Genomic DNA, 16975 nt, shown 5'->3' with positions numbered 1-16975 from the left:
TCACAGGGTTGGCCGGCCCCCGGCGGAGGCCCGGAGACCACGGATCTGCGCACCGATATGACGATGGAGGCAGGGTAGAGCCGAGCCCATGCTCGGCTGCCCGCGAGGGCAGGCCAGAAGCAGCCGAGCATGGGCTCGGCTCTACAGGTGCTTCTGCATGACCCCATCGCCGCAACAACAGATCAACGGAAACGCGGCGCTCTTCACGACCAACCCAACAGACAACCGCACAAAAAAGAAGAGCGCCGGACCCCGAAGGATCCAGCGCCCGGTGGGGCCGGCGGGGGAGAGAGGACCCGCCGACCCCGTTCCTGCGGGGGAACGCCTTGCAACGAACTCAGTACTTCAGGTTCTGCGTCCAGTAGGTCTCGATCTGGCGCACCAGCGCGTCCGGCAGCGGCACGTAGTCCAGCTGCTTGGCCTGCGCATCGCCATTCTTGTAGACCCAGCGGAAGAACTCCTGGGTGGCCTTGGCGCCCGCCACGTTCTTCGGCTGCTTGCGCACCAGGATGAAGTTGGTGGCGGTGATCGGCCATGCGTCAGCGCCCGGGGCGTTGGTCATCACCAGGTAGAAGTCACGGGCGTTGGCCCAGTCGGCGCTGGCCGCGGCGGCCGAGAACGAGGCGTCCGACGGCTGCACGATCTTGCCGGCTGCGTTCTTCATCGCCGCGTAGGACATCTTGTTCTGCAGCGCGTAGGACAGTTCGACGTAGCCGATGCCGCCCTTGATCTGCTTCACGTAGGCAGCAACGCCTTCGTTGCCCTTGCCGCCGATGCCGGCCGGCCACTGCACCGAGGTGCCTTCACCGACCTTGCTCTTCCACTCCGGGCTGACCTTGGACAGGTAGTTGACGAAGTTGAAGGTGGTGCCCGAGCCGTCCGAACGGTGGACGATGGTGATCTTGCCGCTGGGCAGGGTCAGGCCGCTGTTCAGGGCGGCGATGGCCGGGTCGTTCCAGGTGGTGATCTTGCCCAGGAAGATGTTGGCCAGGGTCGGACCGTCCAGCTTCAGCGCGCCCGGGGCGACGCCAGCGACGTTGATCACCGGCACCACGCCGCCGATCACCGACGGGAACTGGGCCAGGCCAGCCGCAGCCAGCTCTTCCGGCTTCAGCGGCGCATCGGACGAACCGAAGTCCACGGTCGCGGCCTTGATCTGGGCGATACCACCGCCGGAACCGATGGACTGGTAGTTGACCTTCTTGCCGGTGGCGGTGCTGTAGTCGGCCGACCACTTGGACATCACCGGGTAGATGAACGAGGCGCCCGCGCCGGTGACATCGGCGGCGTTGGCGGCGAACACGGACGACGCGGCCAGAATGGCGACGGCGGCGCGCGACTTGAAGGTGTGGATCACGGGAGAGACTCCTGGGGTGGTCGAGGGGCGGCTGCCCGACGTTTCGGTGCACATTCCATAACGGTTCCATGACACGCCCGCGTCTGTCATATGACGCAGGCGTGACAGCCGTCATGGCGGTGCCCAAGCCTCCCTTTCAGAGCCCGCGCAACGCCTCCGGAACGGCATAGCGGCCGTCGCTGGGCAGCAGTGTCCAGCGCTGCGCAGGAGCCGTCGTGTCGGTTGCATGGCAGTCGTCACCGGCGGCGACGCTGATCGTATCGGTGCGCTTTTCGCGCACCACGATCGGTGCCAGGCCAGGGCGAGTGCTGCTGCCCATTTCCAGCGTGCGCTCGAAGCGGCTGAACTCGCCGGCGCAGCGCGTATCCCATTCGCCGCGACTGCCGCTGACGGCCAGCGGTGCAAGCACCCGGCGCAGCCGTCTGCCATCACGCACGAACAACTGCAGTTCGGTCTGCGCAAACGGGTTGGGGCCTGAGCTGCCGCTGTAGTCCATGCGCACGCCGAACGCGCGGGTGGCCGGGTCCAGTTGCCAGCGTGCGGTGTCCAGGCTGAGTCCGGTGAAGCGCAGCGCATCACTGCTGACCGCATCGGCCACGCGGGTCCAGGCCAGCGGCTGGCCACTGGCGGTATCGATCAGCAGCAGGTCCAGGTCGCCACCGCGCGCGTCTTCCGAGGCGGGGGCGGTCCATTGCGCGACGGCCAGCAGGGTCGTGCCGGGCTGCGCGGGCCACGCACGGCAGGCGGTGCTGTCGGCATCGGAAAAGCGTGCCGTCACTGGCAACGCGCCAGCGGGCAACTGCCGATACGCGGACTCGCGCACGGCCTCTGCATCGTCACAGGCGAGCGCGGTGGCGGGCAGGGCGGCGAGCAGGGCAGCGCACAGCAGGCGGCGCAGGCGAGGGGAAGTGGGCATCCCGAAGGTCCATGTCGACAGGGCAGGACATCATCGCGCGGCCACCACCTGCCCACAACGACGAAGGCACGGCGGGAGCCGTGCCTTCGTTCGAACGCGTGCTTCCGGTCTTACCAGAAGAACTGCGCGCGGGCTTCCAGGATGTTCGGATCGTCGTTGACGAAACCACGGGCGGTCGAGCTGTACTTCTTGCTGTCGACCATCACGTAGTTGAGCATCAGCTTGAAGTTCGAGCGCCAGTACCAGTTGGCGCCGACGGTCCAGATGTCCATCTTGCCGCCGAGCACGCCATCGACGATCGGCGGACGGCCGGCCACCGGGTTGGCGGCGAGGTTGCCATCGTTCAGATCCATGTGGTCGTAACGCAGGCCCAGCTGCCACTGGCCGCCGGCCGGGTTGTTCGGCAGGCCGGTGCCCGGGGTGCCGCCCTTGTAGCTCCAGCTTTCGCCGGTGACATTCCACACGCCGCTGACGTAGTAGCCGTCGGTGGTGTAGTTGTCATGGGCATAACGCTTGGCCTTGCTGGTGTAGTACTCGGCCTGGGCCTTGAACGGACCCTGGAAGTACATCGCCTCGGCTCCGATGGTGCTGACGCGGTCGGTGTCGGTCATGTTGCCGCCATCGACCAGGCGCGCAGTGGCCAGGTCAGCGTTCGGGCGGGCACGCACGCGCAGGGTGTCCGCGTCGGTGTCGTAGTCCACGTAGCTCAGGCCGAAGTGCAGGACCTGGCCCTTCTCGTTGATCGGGGCCCAGGTACCACGTGCGCCGTAGCCGCTGCCGTGGGCCAGGTTGCGGGTCAGTTCGCGGCCGAAGGCGCTGGCGGTGACCGACCAGTTGTCCTGGCCGTAGCTGTACGCGCCGCCGAGGCGACGGGCGACGGCGTAGGTGTTGGTGACCGCAGCCTTGGAGATGAAGTCGTTGTTCTTGGTGCTGGACAGCTCTTCCAGGCTGTTGGGCTGCTTGAACTGGCCGACCTGGATGAAGTGGTTGGCGTTGCCCAGCAGCTTGTACTTCACGTTGGTGTCGAGGAACTTGTCGGCCTTGGCGTCATAGCCGACCACCCACTCCACGTTGCCCGGGCCCTTGCCCTTCAGCACCAGCTCGGCGCGACGCAGTTCGAACTCGCTGTTCTTGCCGTTGCCGGCGTCACCGCCGTTGAGGTCCACGACGTCGTTGTCGTACCAGTTGCCGTCGGCCTGGACCAGGCCTTCGAAGGTGATTTCCGAACCGCCGATCACATCGATGGCGACTTCGGCGTGGGCGGCCGGCACATACAGCGCAGCAGCCACGGCGACCGTCAGGAGTTGGTGATGCAGTTTCATGGAGAGGAGCCTTGCAGGCAGGTGGGAAGATGCGCGCAGGCTAAAACGTGAAGATTGCGTAAATGTGACAGTTCGCGCACGGCTGCGATCCGCCGCAGGCCCCGTCAGGGCTGGGCCTGCCATTGAAACCGGTTACGTATGACGCCCGGATTGCGCCACGGTTGCAGTAGATCCACGCCCTGCGAGGATGGTTTTTCCGTGCATCCACGTCATGCGCGGATACCGCCATCACTCGGCGATGGTCTTGTCCTTGAACCGGCAAAGATCGGCAATCACGCACCCAGGGCAATCCGGTTTGCGTGCTTTGCACACGTACCGTCCGTGCAGGATCAGCCAGTGGTGCGCATCCAGCAGGAACTCGGCGGGAATCGCTTTGACCAATCGGTCTTCGACCTCGCGCACGTTCTTTCCTGGCGCAAGTCCTGTGCGGTTGGCGACGCGGAAGATATGCGTATCCACCGCCATCACCGGTTCGCCGAAGGCGGTGTTGAGGACCACGTTGGCGGTCTTGCGACCGACACCGGGCAGCGCCTCCAGTGCATCGCGATCGCGTGGCACTTCGCCGCCATGCTTCTCCAGCAGCAGCGCGCAGGTGGCGATCACGTTCTTCGCCTTCGCGTTGAACAGGCCGATGGTGGCGATGTACTTCTTCAGTCCCTCTTCGCCCAGGGCGAGGATTTTTGCCGGCGTGTTGGCAACCGGGAACAGGCGACGAGTGGCCTTGTTGACGCCGACGTCGGTGGCCTGGGCCGACAGTGCGACCGCCACCAGCAGTTCGAACGGCGAACTGTATTCCAGCTCGGTCTTCGGATGCGGGTTGAGTTCGCGCAGGCGGGTGAACATTTCCACCACGTCGGCGCGCGGCATCGCACCGCCACGGCGCGCAGGTGCGCGCGCGGTCTTCTTCGCGGTCGCCATTACTGCCCCTTGCCGGCGGCGCGGGCCTTGGCCCGGGCGAGGATGGCAGCCGCTGCGGCAGGCAGGGCAGGTTTCGCGTCCGGTGCCGGCGCGGGCGTCCGCCGCGCATCACGCTCGGCCTCGCGGCGGGCCAGGCGCAAGGCGCGTGCGCGGAAACGTTCGCGCGCGGCCCATGCACGCTGCAACTGCAGCTGCATCTGGCAGAGGCGGTCGGGCAGGTCGGGATGATCGGGCAGCAGTCGGTCATCGCCAGCGCGCGCGACGTAATCCATCAGTCCAGCCTGCAGGGCGCCATCGGGATCGTCTGCCTGGACCCGGGCGAACAGCAGCACGGGATTGGGTCGGGATGCCATGGCGTCAGCGGTTCTGGAAGGCGGGAGGACGGCGCTGCAGGAAGGCGCTGGTGCCTTCGCGCATGTCTTCGGTGGCGAAAAGCAGGCCGAACTGCGCACTTTCGTATTCCAGGCCGGCATCCAGGCTGCATTCGCCGCCCACATGCACCGCATCGAGCAGGCCACGCAGCGCCAGTGGTGCCGACTGTGCCAGCTGCCGGGCCAGGGCCTGCACGCGGGCGTCGAGCTCGGCGGCGGGCACCACCTCGTTGACGATGCCCAGGGCCAGCGCGCGCGCGGCGTCGATCGGTGTACCCAGCAGGCACAGCTCCAGCGTGGCCGCGCGGCCGCACAGGCGCAGCAGGCGCTGGCTGCCGCCGAAGCCGGGAATCAGGCCGAGATTGATCTCCGGCTGGCCGACCTTGGCGGAATCGGCCGCAATACGCAGGTGGCAGGCCATCGCCAGTTCCAGCCCGCCGCCCAGCGCAAACCCGTTCACGCGGGCGATCACCGGCTTGGGCATGCGTTCGATGCGGCGCATCAGCGCCTGGCCGAGCAGGGAGAAGTCACGTCCCTGAACCGCGCTCAATGTGTTCATTTCCGCGATGTCGGCCCCGGCCACGAAGGCCTTGGGACCGGCGCCGGTCAGCACCACCACCCGTACCGCCGCGTCGTCGGCGGCGTCGCTGAACGCCCCGGCCAGAGCCTGCAGGGTGGCGGCATTGAGGGCGTTGAGTTTGTCCGGGCGCTGCACGGTAATGGTGCGGATGGCGCCGTCGTCGCTGATGGCGACCGGGTGGGGAGCGGGGGCCTCGGCCACGGGAAACTCCTGGAACGTTAAAAAAAAGTGAGATTGAACTCTGTAAACGCAGACAGGTCATAGCCTGCGTGGTGAGTAGCGGTTACACGTTGTGGCCGTTATCCTAACCCGTCGCCTCAGGGCGGCGCAGAACGTCCCTGAGTTACCACCCCTGGAGAACTGTTTGATGAAGTTGCGTTCTATCGCGGTCGCCGTCGCGGCCCTGGCCCTGACGGGCAATGCCTTCGCCCAGGACATCGCGTCCGAGAAGGGCAAGCTGAGCTACTACTTCGGTTACGACTACGGCAACAACCTGGCGGAGCTGACTGGTCGCGGTGAGCAGCTGGACATCAACTCGGTGGTGAAGGGTCTGCAGGACGCCTACGCCAAGAAGCAGCCGGCGATCACCGCCGAGCAGCTGAAGCCGGCCGTTGAAGCGTTCCAGAAGCGCGAGCAGGGCCGTGCCCAGGCCGCCAAGGCCGAGTACGAAAAGGCTGCTGCCGACAACAAGACCAAGAGCGATCAGTTCATGGCGCAGAACAAGGCAAAGGCGGGCGTGCAGACCCTGCCGAGCGGCGTTCAGTACCGTGTGATCGAAGCCGGCAAGGGTGCCAAGCCGACCCAGGCCAGCACCGTGCAGCTGGAAGTGGCCGGTCCGTTCCCGTACGGCCAGCGCCCGACCGAGGCTCGTCCGGCCCAGCAGATTCCGTCGATCAAGGTCAGCGAAGTCGAAATGAAGGCCATGCGCGAGACCCTGCTGCAGATGCCGGCTGGCTCGAAGTGGGAAGTGTCCCTGCCGCCGGATCAGGCCTATGGTGCCGACCCGCGCACCCCGTTCCCGCCGAACGTGGCTGTGCAGTTCGAGATCAAGCTGATCAGCGTCAAGTAAGAAGAAACAGCGTCAACAAAAACGCGCCGGTGATTCCACCGGCGCGTTTTTGTTTCTGCGGTACGTAGCAGCCGTGCGGGCCCATCCCAAATCCAGCCCATTCGCGCTACTGTTGACCGGTGCAAATAATGGAAGAAACGGCGCGTGCTGTCGCAAGCCCCTGCATCAACGTGTGCAAGCTGGATCGCAACCGGCTGTGCGCCGGCTGCGGGCGGCATATCGACGAAATCGCACGGTGGTCGTCGATGAGCGACAGCGAGCGCACCCACATCCTGCAGCGCGTGCTGCCACTGCGCCAACAGCTGCAGCAGTCGCTGCGAGGCTCGTTGGCCGATCATGAGCGCCTGCTGCGCGCGCTGCATCCGCTGGCCGAGCCGCCGGCTGGCGACGGTTGGAACCGCAGTGAACTGGATGATCTGCTGCCCCCCGGCCCACCGGTCGAGGCGGCGGTTCTGGCCGGCATCGTGCCGCGTGCCAACGGTGCGCAGGTGATCCTGACCCGGCGTACCGAAACCCTGCGGCAACATGGTGGCCAGGTCGGTTTTCCCGGTGGCCGTACCGAGCCGGATGATCGTGATGCGCTGGCCGCAGCACTGCGCGAAAGCCAGGAAGAAATCGCATTGGCGCCGACGCAGGTGCAGGCACTGGGTTATCTCGATCCATTCGTGACCATTACCGGCTACCGGGTAACCCCGGTGGTGGCGGTGATCGATCCGGATTTCGTGGCGGTACCGCAGCCCAGCGAAGTGGCCGAGGTGTTCGAAGTGCCGCTGGACTATCTGATGGCCGCCGACAACCTGCGCCAGGTCGAAATCAACCATCGCGGCCGCGTCCGCCATGTCCTCGAATACGGCTGGCCCGGCCAGCGCATCTGGGGTGCCACTGCGGCCATCCTGTACAACCTGCGTCGCCGCTTGGAGCAAGTGCAATGAAATCGATCGATCCGCCGTGGACCACCCTCGTTGATGTCGCGACCCTGGCTGCGGCCCTGGGCGATGGAGTACGCGTGGTCGATGCCCGCGCGACCGCAAGCACCGCCGTGCGCGTGGTCGACGCGCGTGCATCGCTGTCCGATCCGCAGGCGGGTAATGGCCTCTACGCGCAGGGACACATTCCCGGTGCGGTGCATGCCGATCTCAACCGCGACCTGTCCGACCTGGCGCGGATCGGCCATGGGCGCCACCCGTTGCCGGACAGCGATGCGTTCGCCGCGCGCTTGGGGCAATGGGGCATCGCCACCGATACGCAGGTGGTGGTGTATGACGGCAGCGATGGCAGCATGGCCGCCGCGCGACTGTGGTGGCTGCTGCGCCTGATCGGGCACACGAAGGTGGCTGTCCTCGATGGTGGTATCGCCGCCTGGCAGGCTGCCGGCCAGCCGCTGGCGACCGGCAGCAGCGAGGTCACGGCGTTGCCGGCGTACCCGGGACGGTTCGATACCAGCCAGGTTGCCAACGCGGACGAGATCGAATCGCGGCTCAAGCATGCATCCGGCTGGCTGGTCGATGCCCGCGCAGGCGAGCGTTTCCGCGGTGAGGTGGAACCGCTGGATCCCGTCGCCGGCCATGTGCCGGGGGCGGTCAACCGACCGTTCGCGTTGAACGTTCTGGACGGCCGCCTGCGCGACGCACAGGAACTGCGCGCCGAACTGCAGGGCGTGATCGGCAACCAGGACCCGCAGCGCGTGGTGCTGATGTGCGGCTCGGGCGTGACCGCCTGCCATCTGCTGCTGGCGATGGAAAGTGCGGGCCTGTCCGGCGCACGCATCTATGCCGATTCCTGGAGTGGCTGGGTCAGCGACAGCAGCCGCCCGGTGGCTACCGGCGTTTGAGCAAAGCGGGTAGATCGATTTGACGTTCATCCACGCATGGCGTGGATCTACTGGCCACCGGTTCATATCCGGGGCAGAGCCCCCTGAGTCAGGGGGCGGCCGCGAAGCGGCGGGGGTGTGGGAGCTGGTAAGTGGGGCCCGCGGTTCGCGCAGCGAAGCGTGGGAGCGACAGCGCGCATGCGATGGCGTGTACCCAAGGCGCAGCCCTGCCGGCCCTCAGCCCAGCGGCTGCAGCGGCACCTTGGCCAGGATCCGCTGCCACGGGAACAACGGGCCCGGATCGCGCTTGCGCGCCACGGTCACGGCCGGGTCGTCACTGGCGGGTACCTGCTCCAGGTCCAGCTGGTCGTGGCCGGCGATCTGCCGCAGCGAGGGATACTGCAGCACCAGCGCCTGCAGCAACCGCTCCAACGCCAGCAGCTGCGCTTCGGTGTAGGGCTCGTCCATCGCCTGGTGGCGGCTGTCGAGCCAGTGCGGGTAGCGCCCGGAGTTGACCAGTTCGATGCCCACCGAATCGGCATTCATGCCACGCACGTGGTGGGCGATGCGCTCCGGCGCCACGTACTGCACCACGCTGCCGTCGCGGTCGATGTAGAAATGCCCGCTGTTGCCGGCGCCGCTGTCGTACAGCACGCGCTCGCCGTACTCGCGGGCGGTAGCCAGGTCGGGCAGTTCGGTGCAATGGATAACCACCATCGCCAGGCTGGATGGATCGCGCACGGGCAGGCGGTCGTGGTAGGGCAGCGGCTGCAGCTGCAGGCCGGGCAGGAGCGGGTTGGGCATGCGGCGATGCTAGCATTGCCGAATGAAACTGCCTTCCCTTCTGCTGTCGGTCCGCTCCGTGGGAGCGCACGCATGAGCCGCGGTCATTGCATCCTGTCGCACGGTTTCGAGAGCGGCCCGGAGGCGACCAAGGTCACCGCCCTGGCCGAAGTTGCCGAGCGCCTGGGCTGGACCCATGAGCGCCCCGATTACACCGACCTGGACGCGATGAGCGAGGTCAGCCGCGTTGGCGACGTGCGCACCCGCCTGCAGCGCCTGATCGAGCGCACGGCCGCTGCCGCCGCGCAGGGGCCGGTGGTGCTGGCCGGCTCCAGCCTGGGCGCTTATATCTCGGCCATCGCCTCGCTGCAGGTGCCGGTGGCCGGTCTGTTCCTGATGGTGCCGCCAACCACCATGGGCCCGATGCCGGCGCTGGATGCCGCACCGGTGCCGACCACGGTGGTGCAGGCCTGGCATGACGAGGTGGTGCCGGCCGCCGGGGTCATCGCCTGGGCGCAGGCGCGCTCGGCGCAGCTGCTGCTGGTGGACGACGGCCATCGCCTGGAGCACCACGTGGAGGCCTCCGCGCAGGCCTTCGAGCGCCTGCTGCGGCAGCTGTGAAGCCCGGGCGCACGGCGCGCCCGCCCGCATTGACTACAATGGCAGCCCCGCCGCCCCCGGCGCGGGCCTGCCGGCCGTGCCTACGGCCCTCCCTTCCGAATGGCCCGGCTCCCTGCCGTGCCTGACCACCTGCGAACCGATCCCGTGAAATTTTTTGTCTCCTGCGCCAAGGGCCTGGAATACCTGCTTGCCGATGAGCTGTCGGCCCTCGGCCTGGAAAAGGCCACTGCCACCATCGCCGGCGTCAATGCCGATGGCGAACTGGAGCAGGCGCTGCGGATCGTCATGTGGTCGCGGCTGGCCAGCCGCGTGCTGTGGCCGATCGACGAATTCGAATGCCCGGACGAGCAGGCGCTGTATGACGGCGTGCGCGCGCTGCCGTGGCACGAACACATCAAACCGGAGATGACCCTGGCGGTGGACGCGCATGTGTCCGGCGACAAGATCACCCATGCCCGTTTTGCTGCGCAGCGGATCAAGGACGCCATCGTCGACCGCATGCGTGACGAAGGGCTCGAGCGCCCTTCGGTCAACACCGATCTGCCGGACGTGCGCGTCAACCTGTCGCTGCGCAAGGGCCGCGCCTCGCTGTCGATCGACCTCGGTGGTGGCCCGCTGCATCGCCGTGGCTGGCGTGGTGCTGCGCATGACGCGCCGTTGAAGGAAAACCTGGCTGCCGCGCTGCTGATGCGTGCGCAGTGGCCGCGCCTGCATGCTGCCGGTGGCGGCCTGCTGGATCCGATGTGCGGCAGCGGCACCCTGCTGATCGAGGGCGCGCTGATGGCCGCCGACGTCGCTCCCGGCCTGATGCGCCATGGCAGCCTGCCGCCGAGCCGCTGGCTGGGCTTCGACAAGGCGGCCTGGAAAACCATCCAGAGCGAAGCGCGTGATCGCGAGGCGGCCGGCCTGGCTGCGCTGAAGCCGGTCGTCCACGGCAGCGACATCGACCCGGTGGCGATCCAGGCGGCGCGCGAGAACGCGGAAGTTGCCGGCGTCGCCCATGCCATCCGCTTCACCCGCGCCGATGTGGCCGACCTGCCCACCCCGGAGCAGGAGATCGGCGCGGTGGTCTGCAACCCGCCGTATGACGAGCGCCTGGCCGCCGATCCGGCGCTGTACCGCAAGCTCGGCAATGCCCTGCAGAAGGCGGTGCCGCAGTGGCGCGCCAGCCTGCTGTGCGGCAATGACGAACTGGCCTTCGCTACCGGCCTGCGTGCGGGCAAGAAGTACCAGATGTTCAATGGTGCACTGGAATGTGCACTGATCGTCTGCGATCCGATCGCGGTGCCGGGTCGCGATCCGGCACAGGTGCGCGAGCTGAGCGAAGGCGCGCAGATGGTGGCCAACCGCCTGCGCAAGAACCTGAAGAAGTTCAAGAGCTGGCGCGCGCGCGAAGGCATCACCTGTTTCCGCGCCTACGATGCCGATCTGCCGGAATACGCAGCGGCCATCGACGTGTACGAAGAGGATGGCGGCCAGCGCCGCACGTTCCTGCATGTGCAGGAGTACGCCGCACCGGCCGCGATTCCCGAGAACGACGTGCGCCGCCGCCGTAATGAACTGCTGGCCGCTGCGCGCGAAGTGTTCGGCGTACCGCCGGAACAGGTGTCGATGAAGTCGCGCGAACGTGGCAAGGGCGGCAGCAAGTACGGCCGTTTCGAGCAGCGTGATGAGTTCCTCGTGGTACGCGAGAACAACGCGCTGCTGCAGGTGAACCTGTTCGATTACCTCGATACCGGCCTGTTCCTCGACCATCGCCCGCTGCGTCGCCTGATGGCCGAGCAGGCGCGCGGCAAGCGCTTCCTCAACCTGTTCTGCTACACCGGCGTGGCCAGTGTGCAGGCGGCGGTGGCCGGTGCGGCCAGCACCACCAGCGTCGACCTGTCGGCCACCTACCTGCAGTGGTGCTACGACAACCTGGCCTTGAACGGGCAGGGCGGCAATCAGCACCTGCTGGTGCAGGCCGATGCGATGGCATGGCTGGAAGGCGATCGCGGCCAGTACGACGTGATCTTCTGCGACCCGCCGACGTTCTCCAACTCGGCCCGCGCCGAGGACTTCGACGTGCAGCGCGAACAGGTGAAGATGCTGCGTGCGGCCGTCGCCCGACTGGCGCCGAACGGCGTGCTGTACTTCTCCAACAACTTCCGCCGCTTCAAACTGGAAGAGAACGCCATCGCCGAGTTCGCCCAGTGCCGCGAGATCAGCGCCAGCACCATCGGCCCCGATTTCGAGCGCAACGCACGCATCCATCGTGCGTGGGAGCTGAAGCGCCTGGCGTGACGCGTCGCCGGGCATGGCCCGGCGCTACCCATGTGCGCGCAGAACGGTAGCGCCGGGCCATGCCCGGCGAGCGTGGGTCCGGTAGATCCACGCCATGCGTGGATGCGGTCCGCCGCACGGGTTACAACAACGCCACCACCAGCCCGATCACGGGCAACGCGACCGCCAGCGGTGCGATCCATTTCGGCCGGTACGGATACAGGCCGAACGCCAGCACGATTCCACCCAGCGTAAGCGCGCCGAGCCACAGCACCGGGCCCATCGCCCAGCCCTGGTCGACCACGCACAGGGCGAACGCCACGGTCAGCAGCACCCAGCCCAGCACCCGCCATTGCGTGCGCCGTACTGGTGACGCCGCTGCCTTGCCGTGCAGTTCCTGCTGGTGCTTTTCCATCGCCAGCGACAGCGCGGTGAACGCTGTGAACGACAACCCCAGTACCAGCAGCATCATGCGCTGGCCTCCGCTTCCACTGCATCGGCCGGTGCCTTCGTCGCTGCAGCGGCCGCCGCGCGCTTCTTTTTCTCGGCGGCACTCAGCGGCGGCGTCCAGCGCTGCATGCGCCAGCCGCACAGGGCCAGCATCGCGCCGAAGGCGATCATCGACAGGTCGAAGCCGGCCAATGCCCAGTCACCATTGAACAGGGTCAAGCCCAGGTGTGCGTGGGTGGTCAATGCGTTCACTACCGGGATCAGCGCGAACGCGGCCGCGCCGATGTACAGCTGCCACGCCCACATCATCCGCTTGGGCCAGATGAAGGCCGCCAGCAGCGAGGCGCCCCATGCGTAGAAGAACACGTTCGCCTCGGCGTTGGAGCGCTCGGCCAGGCCCAGCGGCAGCAGCCGGTTGCCCCAGAAATAGGCGGCAAAGGCGATCGGCAGGCCGGCCACGGCGCCGATGTTCAGCGCATCGACCAGGCGCAGGCCGAAGCCGGTGCGACCGCTCTTGGCATGCTTCGGGCGCTCCTTCACTGCCCACAGCACCACGCCGCTGGCCACCATCAGGCAGCCGGTCAGGCCGGACAGGAAGAACAGGGCGCGTCCGCCCCAATCGGCGAAGCGTGCCAAGTGCAGGCCGTACAGCACGCCACGGGTGGCGGTGGCGCCACCGGAAGGAGGGGTTTCCTGCAGCAGCGCGCCAGTGACCATGTCATAGCGCAGCGCGGGCGTGTCGATGGACAAACGCTTGCCGTCGCGCTGGCGGATGTCGATCACCGCATTGGCGGCACCGGGATTGGCAACGCTGAAACCGGCGACCTCGGTGCCGTGCCAATGCGTGCGGGCACTGTCCAGCAGCTGCCGCAGCGGCAGCGGGGCTGCCTTGCCTTCGGCGGGCGCGGTGACCTCGGGCAGGCCACCAAAGGCCTCCGAATAGAACGCATCCTGATCGGTGCCGTAGGCCACGTTCACTCCCCACGGCAGGTACATGATCATCAACGTGACGATGCCGGTGTAGGTGATCATTGCGTGGTAGGGCAGGGCCATCACCGCGCTGACGTTGTGGAAGTCCAGCCAGGAGCGCAGGCCCTTGTCCTTCCGGAAGGTGAAGAAGTCCTTGAAGATCTTCTTGTGGGTGATCACGCCGGTGATGATCGCCACCAGCATGAACATCGCGCAGAAGCCCACCAGGTAGCGCGCCCACAGCACGGGAATGTAGTGCAGGTCGAAATGCAGGCGGTAGAAGAAGTCGCCGCCACGGGTCTCGCGGGCCTTCAGTTCGGTGCCGGTGTTCGGGTCCAGGGTCGCATCACCGAAGGCGCCGCGTCGGCCCTTGGCGGGGTCGGCCAGCTCGGCTGGCAACCGCCAGAACATCTGCATGGCCGGATTGCGCGGCTGCGGCAGGGTGACGAACCAGCTCTCGGCCTGTGGTGCATTGGCCAGCAGGTAGTCGGCCGCGCGCTGCGCCGCTTGGTCGGTGCTGACCGTGCTGCGCGGCAGTTCCGGGCGCATCCAGCGGCTGATTTCCTCGCGGTAGTAGCTGGCGGTGCCGGCCATGAAGATCAGCAGCAACAGCCAGCCGACCAGCAGGCCGGTCCAGGTGTGCAGCCAGGCCATGGATTGGCGGAATCCATTCTTCATGCCCACGCTCCCAGCAGGCGCGAAATGCCGGCCATCAGCAGGGTGGGGGCGAGAATGCCGACCCAGGCACGCAGCGCACTGCGCGTGGCGAACGCCCACAGTGCGGAGCAGGCGGCGACGAGGATCGCCAGCAGCATGCCGGTCAGCACAGCCTGGCCGCGCGCGCCTGGCAGCGCCAGCGCACAGAACACGGTGGTCATCGAGGCAAGCGCGTAGCCGCCGAAGATGGCGGCCAGCGATCGGGACAGCACGCCCCATCGCGGTTTGGCGAAGAAGGTGCTGAGGCGGGGGCTGGCGGTTGCGGGCGAGCGGTCCACGGCGGTCCTGCAGGTTGAATGAAAGAGGACCGGCGCACCGAAGCGCGCCGGGGGTGGCCATCCGTGGCCGGTGCCGGTCGCAGAACCGGCGCCATCCATCAGATCGTCAGAGCTTCCAGCGCAGCGTCATCATCACGTTGCGCGGCTCGCCCCAGTACACGCCGTCGTAGAAACCGACGCGGTTGTAGTACTTCTTGTCCAGCAGGTTGTTCACGTTCACCTGGGCGCTGAAGTTCTCGTTGAAGCGATAGCCGGCCGACAGGTTGAGCAGGTAGATGTCACCCTGTTCGATCGCCACGCGGTCGCGCTTGCCGCTGACCAGGAAGTCCTCGCGCGGCTTGTTGCTCAGGCTCCAGATGCCGCTCTGCCAGGTTGCGCCGCCTCCGATCCAGAAGCGGCCTTCGGCACCACCTGGGCGCCAGCTGGCGTTGAGGCGGAACAGATCGACCGGAACGGTGGTGTTCTGGCGAACGCCCAGCGCATTGCGGCTGACGGTATGGGTGAACCCGGTCGACAGGTTCCAGTGCTCGCCCAGGCTGCCCTGCGCTTCGATTTCCCAGCCCTTCACCTTGTTGCCCTTGCCGGTGGAGCGGTAAGCACTGATGCCACCGGGCAACGAGTTTTCCGGCACCGAATCATCCAGCTCGGCGACGTTGTCCTTCTCGCCCTTGAACACCGCGACCGAGGTGTTGAGCAGGCCATCGAAGAACTCGGCCTTGACCCCGGCTTCCCACATGTCACCGACGACCGGTTCGAGATAGTTGTTGGCCTTGTCGCGGTAGTTCTGCGGCTGGAAGATGTCGGTGTAGCTGACGTAGCCGCTGAAGTAACGGTTGAAGTCGTAGATGAAGCCCGCGTACGGGGTGAGCGAGTCGTCCGGCTTGTAGCCACCGCGGTTGGTACCGGTCAGGCGGCCGGCGGCATCGTGGGTGTAGGTCCAGCTGCGCGTCTCCCAGCTGCCGTAGCGGGCGCCGAGCACGGCGGTCAGCGGCTCGGCCAGCTGCAGGCGTGCGGCCAGGTAGGCGGCACGCTGGCGCAGTTCGTCTTCCGAGGCGAGATAGCCCAGGCGGGTGACCTGCAGCGGCGCGACGTCGCCGTTCCAGCTGCGCCAGTCCGGCACGCGGGTGTAGCTGTCCGGGTAGTCTGCGGTTTCATTCGCAGGCACTTCGCCCTTGCGCACCGACTGGCCGAAGCCGAATACCAGTTCGTGTTCGCGGCCGAACAACTGGAACGGACCGCCGACGTTGAAGTCGAACACCTGCATGTCGCCGTTTTCACCGAAGCTGCCGACGAAGGCAGAGATGCCGCTGCCATCGGCGCGCGGGTAACCGGACGCGCCGTACCAGACCGCGCCGTCGGTCTCGCGCTTGGAGCGGGTGTAGGCGAATTTCGCGGCCCAGCCATGGCCCAGTTGCTGTTCAAGGCGGGCGAAGGCGCTCTTTTCGACGATCGGCCAGCTGCTCCAGCGCGCCGACAGGTTGGTCGAGCGCGGCAGGTTGGCCGGCTTGCCATCGGCGCCCCAGTACGGCACCACGCCCCAGGTCACGCCGGTGGTGCGCGGCGACTGGTACTCGTAGCCGGCTTCCAGCAGGGTGGTGTCGGTGATGTCGGCCTGGACGATGCCGTAGAAAACGTCCTTGTCCAGCTTGTAGACGTCGCGGAACGAATCGCTCTGCTGCTTGGCGGCGACCACGCGGGCGCGGATGCGGCCATCCAGGGCGATGGGACCGCCGAGGTCGGCTTCCAGGCGCTGATTGCCCCAGCGGCCGAGCGTCAGGTTGGCGCTCATCTGGAACGTATCGGTGGGACGCTTGCGGACGAAGTTGATGGTGCCCGATGGATCACCCGCACCGGTGGTCAGGCCGGTGGCACCACGCACCACTTCGATTCGGTCGTAGATCACGCTGTCGGTGTTGGTCTTGATGTAGCCACCGAAGGTGTTGAGCATGCCATCGACCTGGAAATTGGTGATGTTGTACCCGCGCGAGACGTAGTTGATGCGTTCGCTGTCGGTGACCGACACCGCCACGCCGGTGACCTGGCCCATCACATCGGACAGCGAGAACAGTCCCATGTCGTCCAGCCGTTGCCGGGTTACCACGGTCATCGACTGCGGGGTGTGGCGCAGTGACAGGCCGAGCTTGGTTGCGGTGCTGGCCCGCTTGACGGTGTAGCTGTCGGCAATGTCGCCATCGGCGGTTACCTGGACGGTGTCCAGGGTGCGCGCGGACGGGTCGGCAGAACCTTCCTCAGCGTGTGCCAACGGTGCGTTCAACAGTGCGGTCACGGCCAGGGGGGTCTCTTTTAAACATCTCCGAGGCCACGAGACAGATCCATTAATTTCGTATGCCGTCTTCTGCTTGAAAAAAAAAAAATCACCGGCTTGAAACTCTCGTGGTACATCGGGATGTTCAGCAATCATTCGTGTTGTTCTTTGTAGGTCACCAGCACCCGCACGCTGCTCTGTAACAGTGCCTTGAAACGTCTTGTTATGAGCAGCTGATCGCCTCTATCGTGCGCATGTACTTCATCGAGACACCGCACTCTGAATG

Annotated in this window: 16 protein-coding genes; 5 read left to right on the top strand and 11 right to left on the bottom strand. The window is 66.6% G+C overall.

The features are described from left to right. Nucleotides 1–337 precede the first annotated feature (337 nt). From pstS to GIW57_RS10245, 6 genes are all read right to left on the bottom strand, one after another. The gene (pstS, locus tag GIW57_RS10270) at nt 338–1357 is read right to left on the bottom strand and encodes a phosphate ABC transporter substrate-binding protein PstS (RefSeq protein ID WP_100464376.1); all 1020 of its coding nucleotides are present in this window, start codon (nt 1355–1357) and stop codon (nt 338–340) included. Nucleotides 1358–1493: 136 nt separating this feature from the next. After that, complete coding sequence (locus tag GIW57_RS10265; RefSeq protein ID WP_100464379.1) at nt 1494–2273, bottom strand: hypothetical protein; 780 nt, start codon at nt 2271–2273, stop codon at nt 1494–1496. Nucleotides 2274–2383: 110 nt separating this feature from the next. Then, the gene (locus GIW57_RS10260) at nt 2384–3595 is read right to left on the bottom strand and encodes an OprO/OprP family phosphate-selective porin (protein WP_100464383.1); all 1212 of its coding nucleotides are present in this window, start codon (nt 3593–3595) and stop codon (nt 2384–2386) included. 228 nt (nt 3596–3823) lie between these two features. Continuing rightward, the gene (gene nth / locus GIW57_RS10255; protein WP_100464386.1) at nt 3824–4513 is read right to left on the bottom strand and encodes an endonuclease III; all 690 of its coding nucleotides are present in this window, start codon (nt 4511–4513) and stop codon (nt 3824–3826) included. Next, the gene (locus GIW57_RS10250) at nt 4513–4866 is read right to left on the bottom strand and encodes a hypothetical protein (RefSeq protein ID WP_236510493.1); all 354 of its coding nucleotides are present in this window, start codon (nt 4864–4866) and stop codon (nt 4513–4515) included. The genes nth and GIW57_RS10250 overlap by 1 nt, the downstream gene beginning before the upstream one ends. Before the next feature lie 4 nt (nt 4867–4870). Further along, the gene (locus GIW57_RS10245) at nt 4871–5665 is read right to left on the bottom strand and encodes an enoyl-CoA hydratase-related protein (RefSeq protein ID WP_100464392.1); all 795 of its coding nucleotides are present in this window, start codon (nt 5663–5665) and stop codon (nt 4871–4873) included. 166 nt (nt 5666–5831) lie between these two features. Here GIW57_RS10245 and GIW57_RS10240 point away from each other — a divergent pair, with 166 nt between their 5' ends. From GIW57_RS10240 to GIW57_RS10230, 3 genes are all read left to right on the top strand, one after another. Next, nucleotides 5832–6533, top strand: coding sequence for an FKBP-type peptidyl-prolyl cis-trans isomerase N-terminal domain-containing protein (locus GIW57_RS10240; RefSeq protein WP_089239934.1), 702 nt, complete (start codon nt 5832–5834; stop codon nt 6531–6533). 128 nt (nt 6534–6661) lie between these two features. After that, a complete protein-coding gene (locus GIW57_RS10235; RefSeq protein ID WP_100464395.1) occupies nt 6662–7465 on the top strand; it encodes a CoA pyrophosphatase in 804 nt (267 codons plus the stop codon). Beyond that, nucleotides 7462–8364, top strand: coding sequence for a sulfurtransferase (locus GIW57_RS10230; protein ID WP_100464398.1), 903 nt, complete (start codon nt 7462–7464; stop codon nt 8362–8364). The genes GIW57_RS10235 and GIW57_RS10230 overlap by 4 nt, the downstream gene beginning before the upstream one ends. 216 nt (nt 8365–8580) lie before the next feature. Here the strand turns inward: GIW57_RS10230 and GIW57_RS10225 are convergent, their stop codons facing one another. Then, nucleotides 8581–9147 carry an N-acetylmuramoyl-L-alanine amidase gene (locus GIW57_RS10225; protein WP_089239939.1) on the bottom strand — a complete coding sequence of 189 codons (567 nt, stop codon included), beginning with the start codon at nt 9145–9147 and terminating at the stop codon, nt 8581–8583. Nucleotides 9148–9219: 72 nt separating this feature from the next. Here GIW57_RS10225 and GIW57_RS10220 point away from each other — a divergent pair, with 72 nt between their 5' ends. Together GIW57_RS10220 and rlmKL are read left to right on the top strand one after the other, a co-directional pair. Further along, a complete protein-coding gene (locus GIW57_RS10220) occupies nt 9220–9747 on the top strand; it encodes a hypothetical protein (protein WP_100464402.1) in 528 nt (175 codons plus the stop codon). 144 nt (nt 9748–9891) lie between these two features. Further along, on the top strand, nt 9892–12030 hold the full coding sequence (gene rlmKL / locus GIW57_RS10215; RefSeq protein WP_236510490.1) for a bifunctional 23S rRNA (guanine(2069)-N(7))-methyltransferase RlmK/23S rRNA (guanine(2445)-N(2))-methyltransferase RlmL: 2139 nt from the start codon (nt 9892–9894) through the stop codon (nt 12028–12030). Nucleotides 12031–12151: 121 nt separating this feature from the next. On the opposite strand, the gene GIW57_RS10210 is transcribed toward rlmKL, so the two are convergent. The 4 genes from GIW57_RS10210 to GIW57_RS10195 form a co-directional block, all read right to left on the bottom strand. Further along, entirely contained in the window at nt 12152–12481 is a 330-nt protein-coding gene (locus tag GIW57_RS10210; protein WP_236510487.1) for a DUF3325 domain-containing protein, read from the bottom strand. After that, nucleotides 12478–14106: a PepSY-associated TM helix domain-containing protein gene (locus GIW57_RS10205; RefSeq protein WP_236510484.1), complete on the bottom strand. Its 1629-nt coding sequence runs from the start codon at nt 14104–14106 to the stop codon at nt 12478–12480. The genes GIW57_RS10210 and GIW57_RS10205 overlap by 4 nt, the downstream gene beginning before the upstream one ends. After that, nucleotides 14103–14423, bottom strand: coding sequence for a DUF3649 domain-containing protein (locus tag GIW57_RS10200; RefSeq protein ID WP_236510481.1), 321 nt, complete (start codon nt 14421–14423; stop codon nt 14103–14105). The genes GIW57_RS10205 and GIW57_RS10200 overlap by 4 nt, the downstream gene beginning before the upstream one ends. A gap of 106 nt (nt 14424–14529) precedes the next feature. Then, the gene (locus GIW57_RS10195) at nt 14530–16716 is read right to left on the bottom strand and encodes a TonB-dependent siderophore receptor (RefSeq protein WP_236510556.1); all 2187 of its coding nucleotides are present in this window, start codon (nt 16714–16716) and stop codon (nt 14530–14532) included. Nucleotides 16717–16975 lie beyond the last annotated feature (259 nt).

The organism is Stenotrophomonas sp. PA-6-5C, from assembly GCF_021605635.1.
GTDB lineage: Bacteria > Pseudomonadota > Gammaproteobacteria > Xanthomonadales > Xanthomonadaceae > Stenotrophomonas > Stenotrophomonas lactitubi.
Note: the sequence above shows the minus strand (reverse complement) of the source record. Positions and strands in the feature narration are given on the sequence as shown.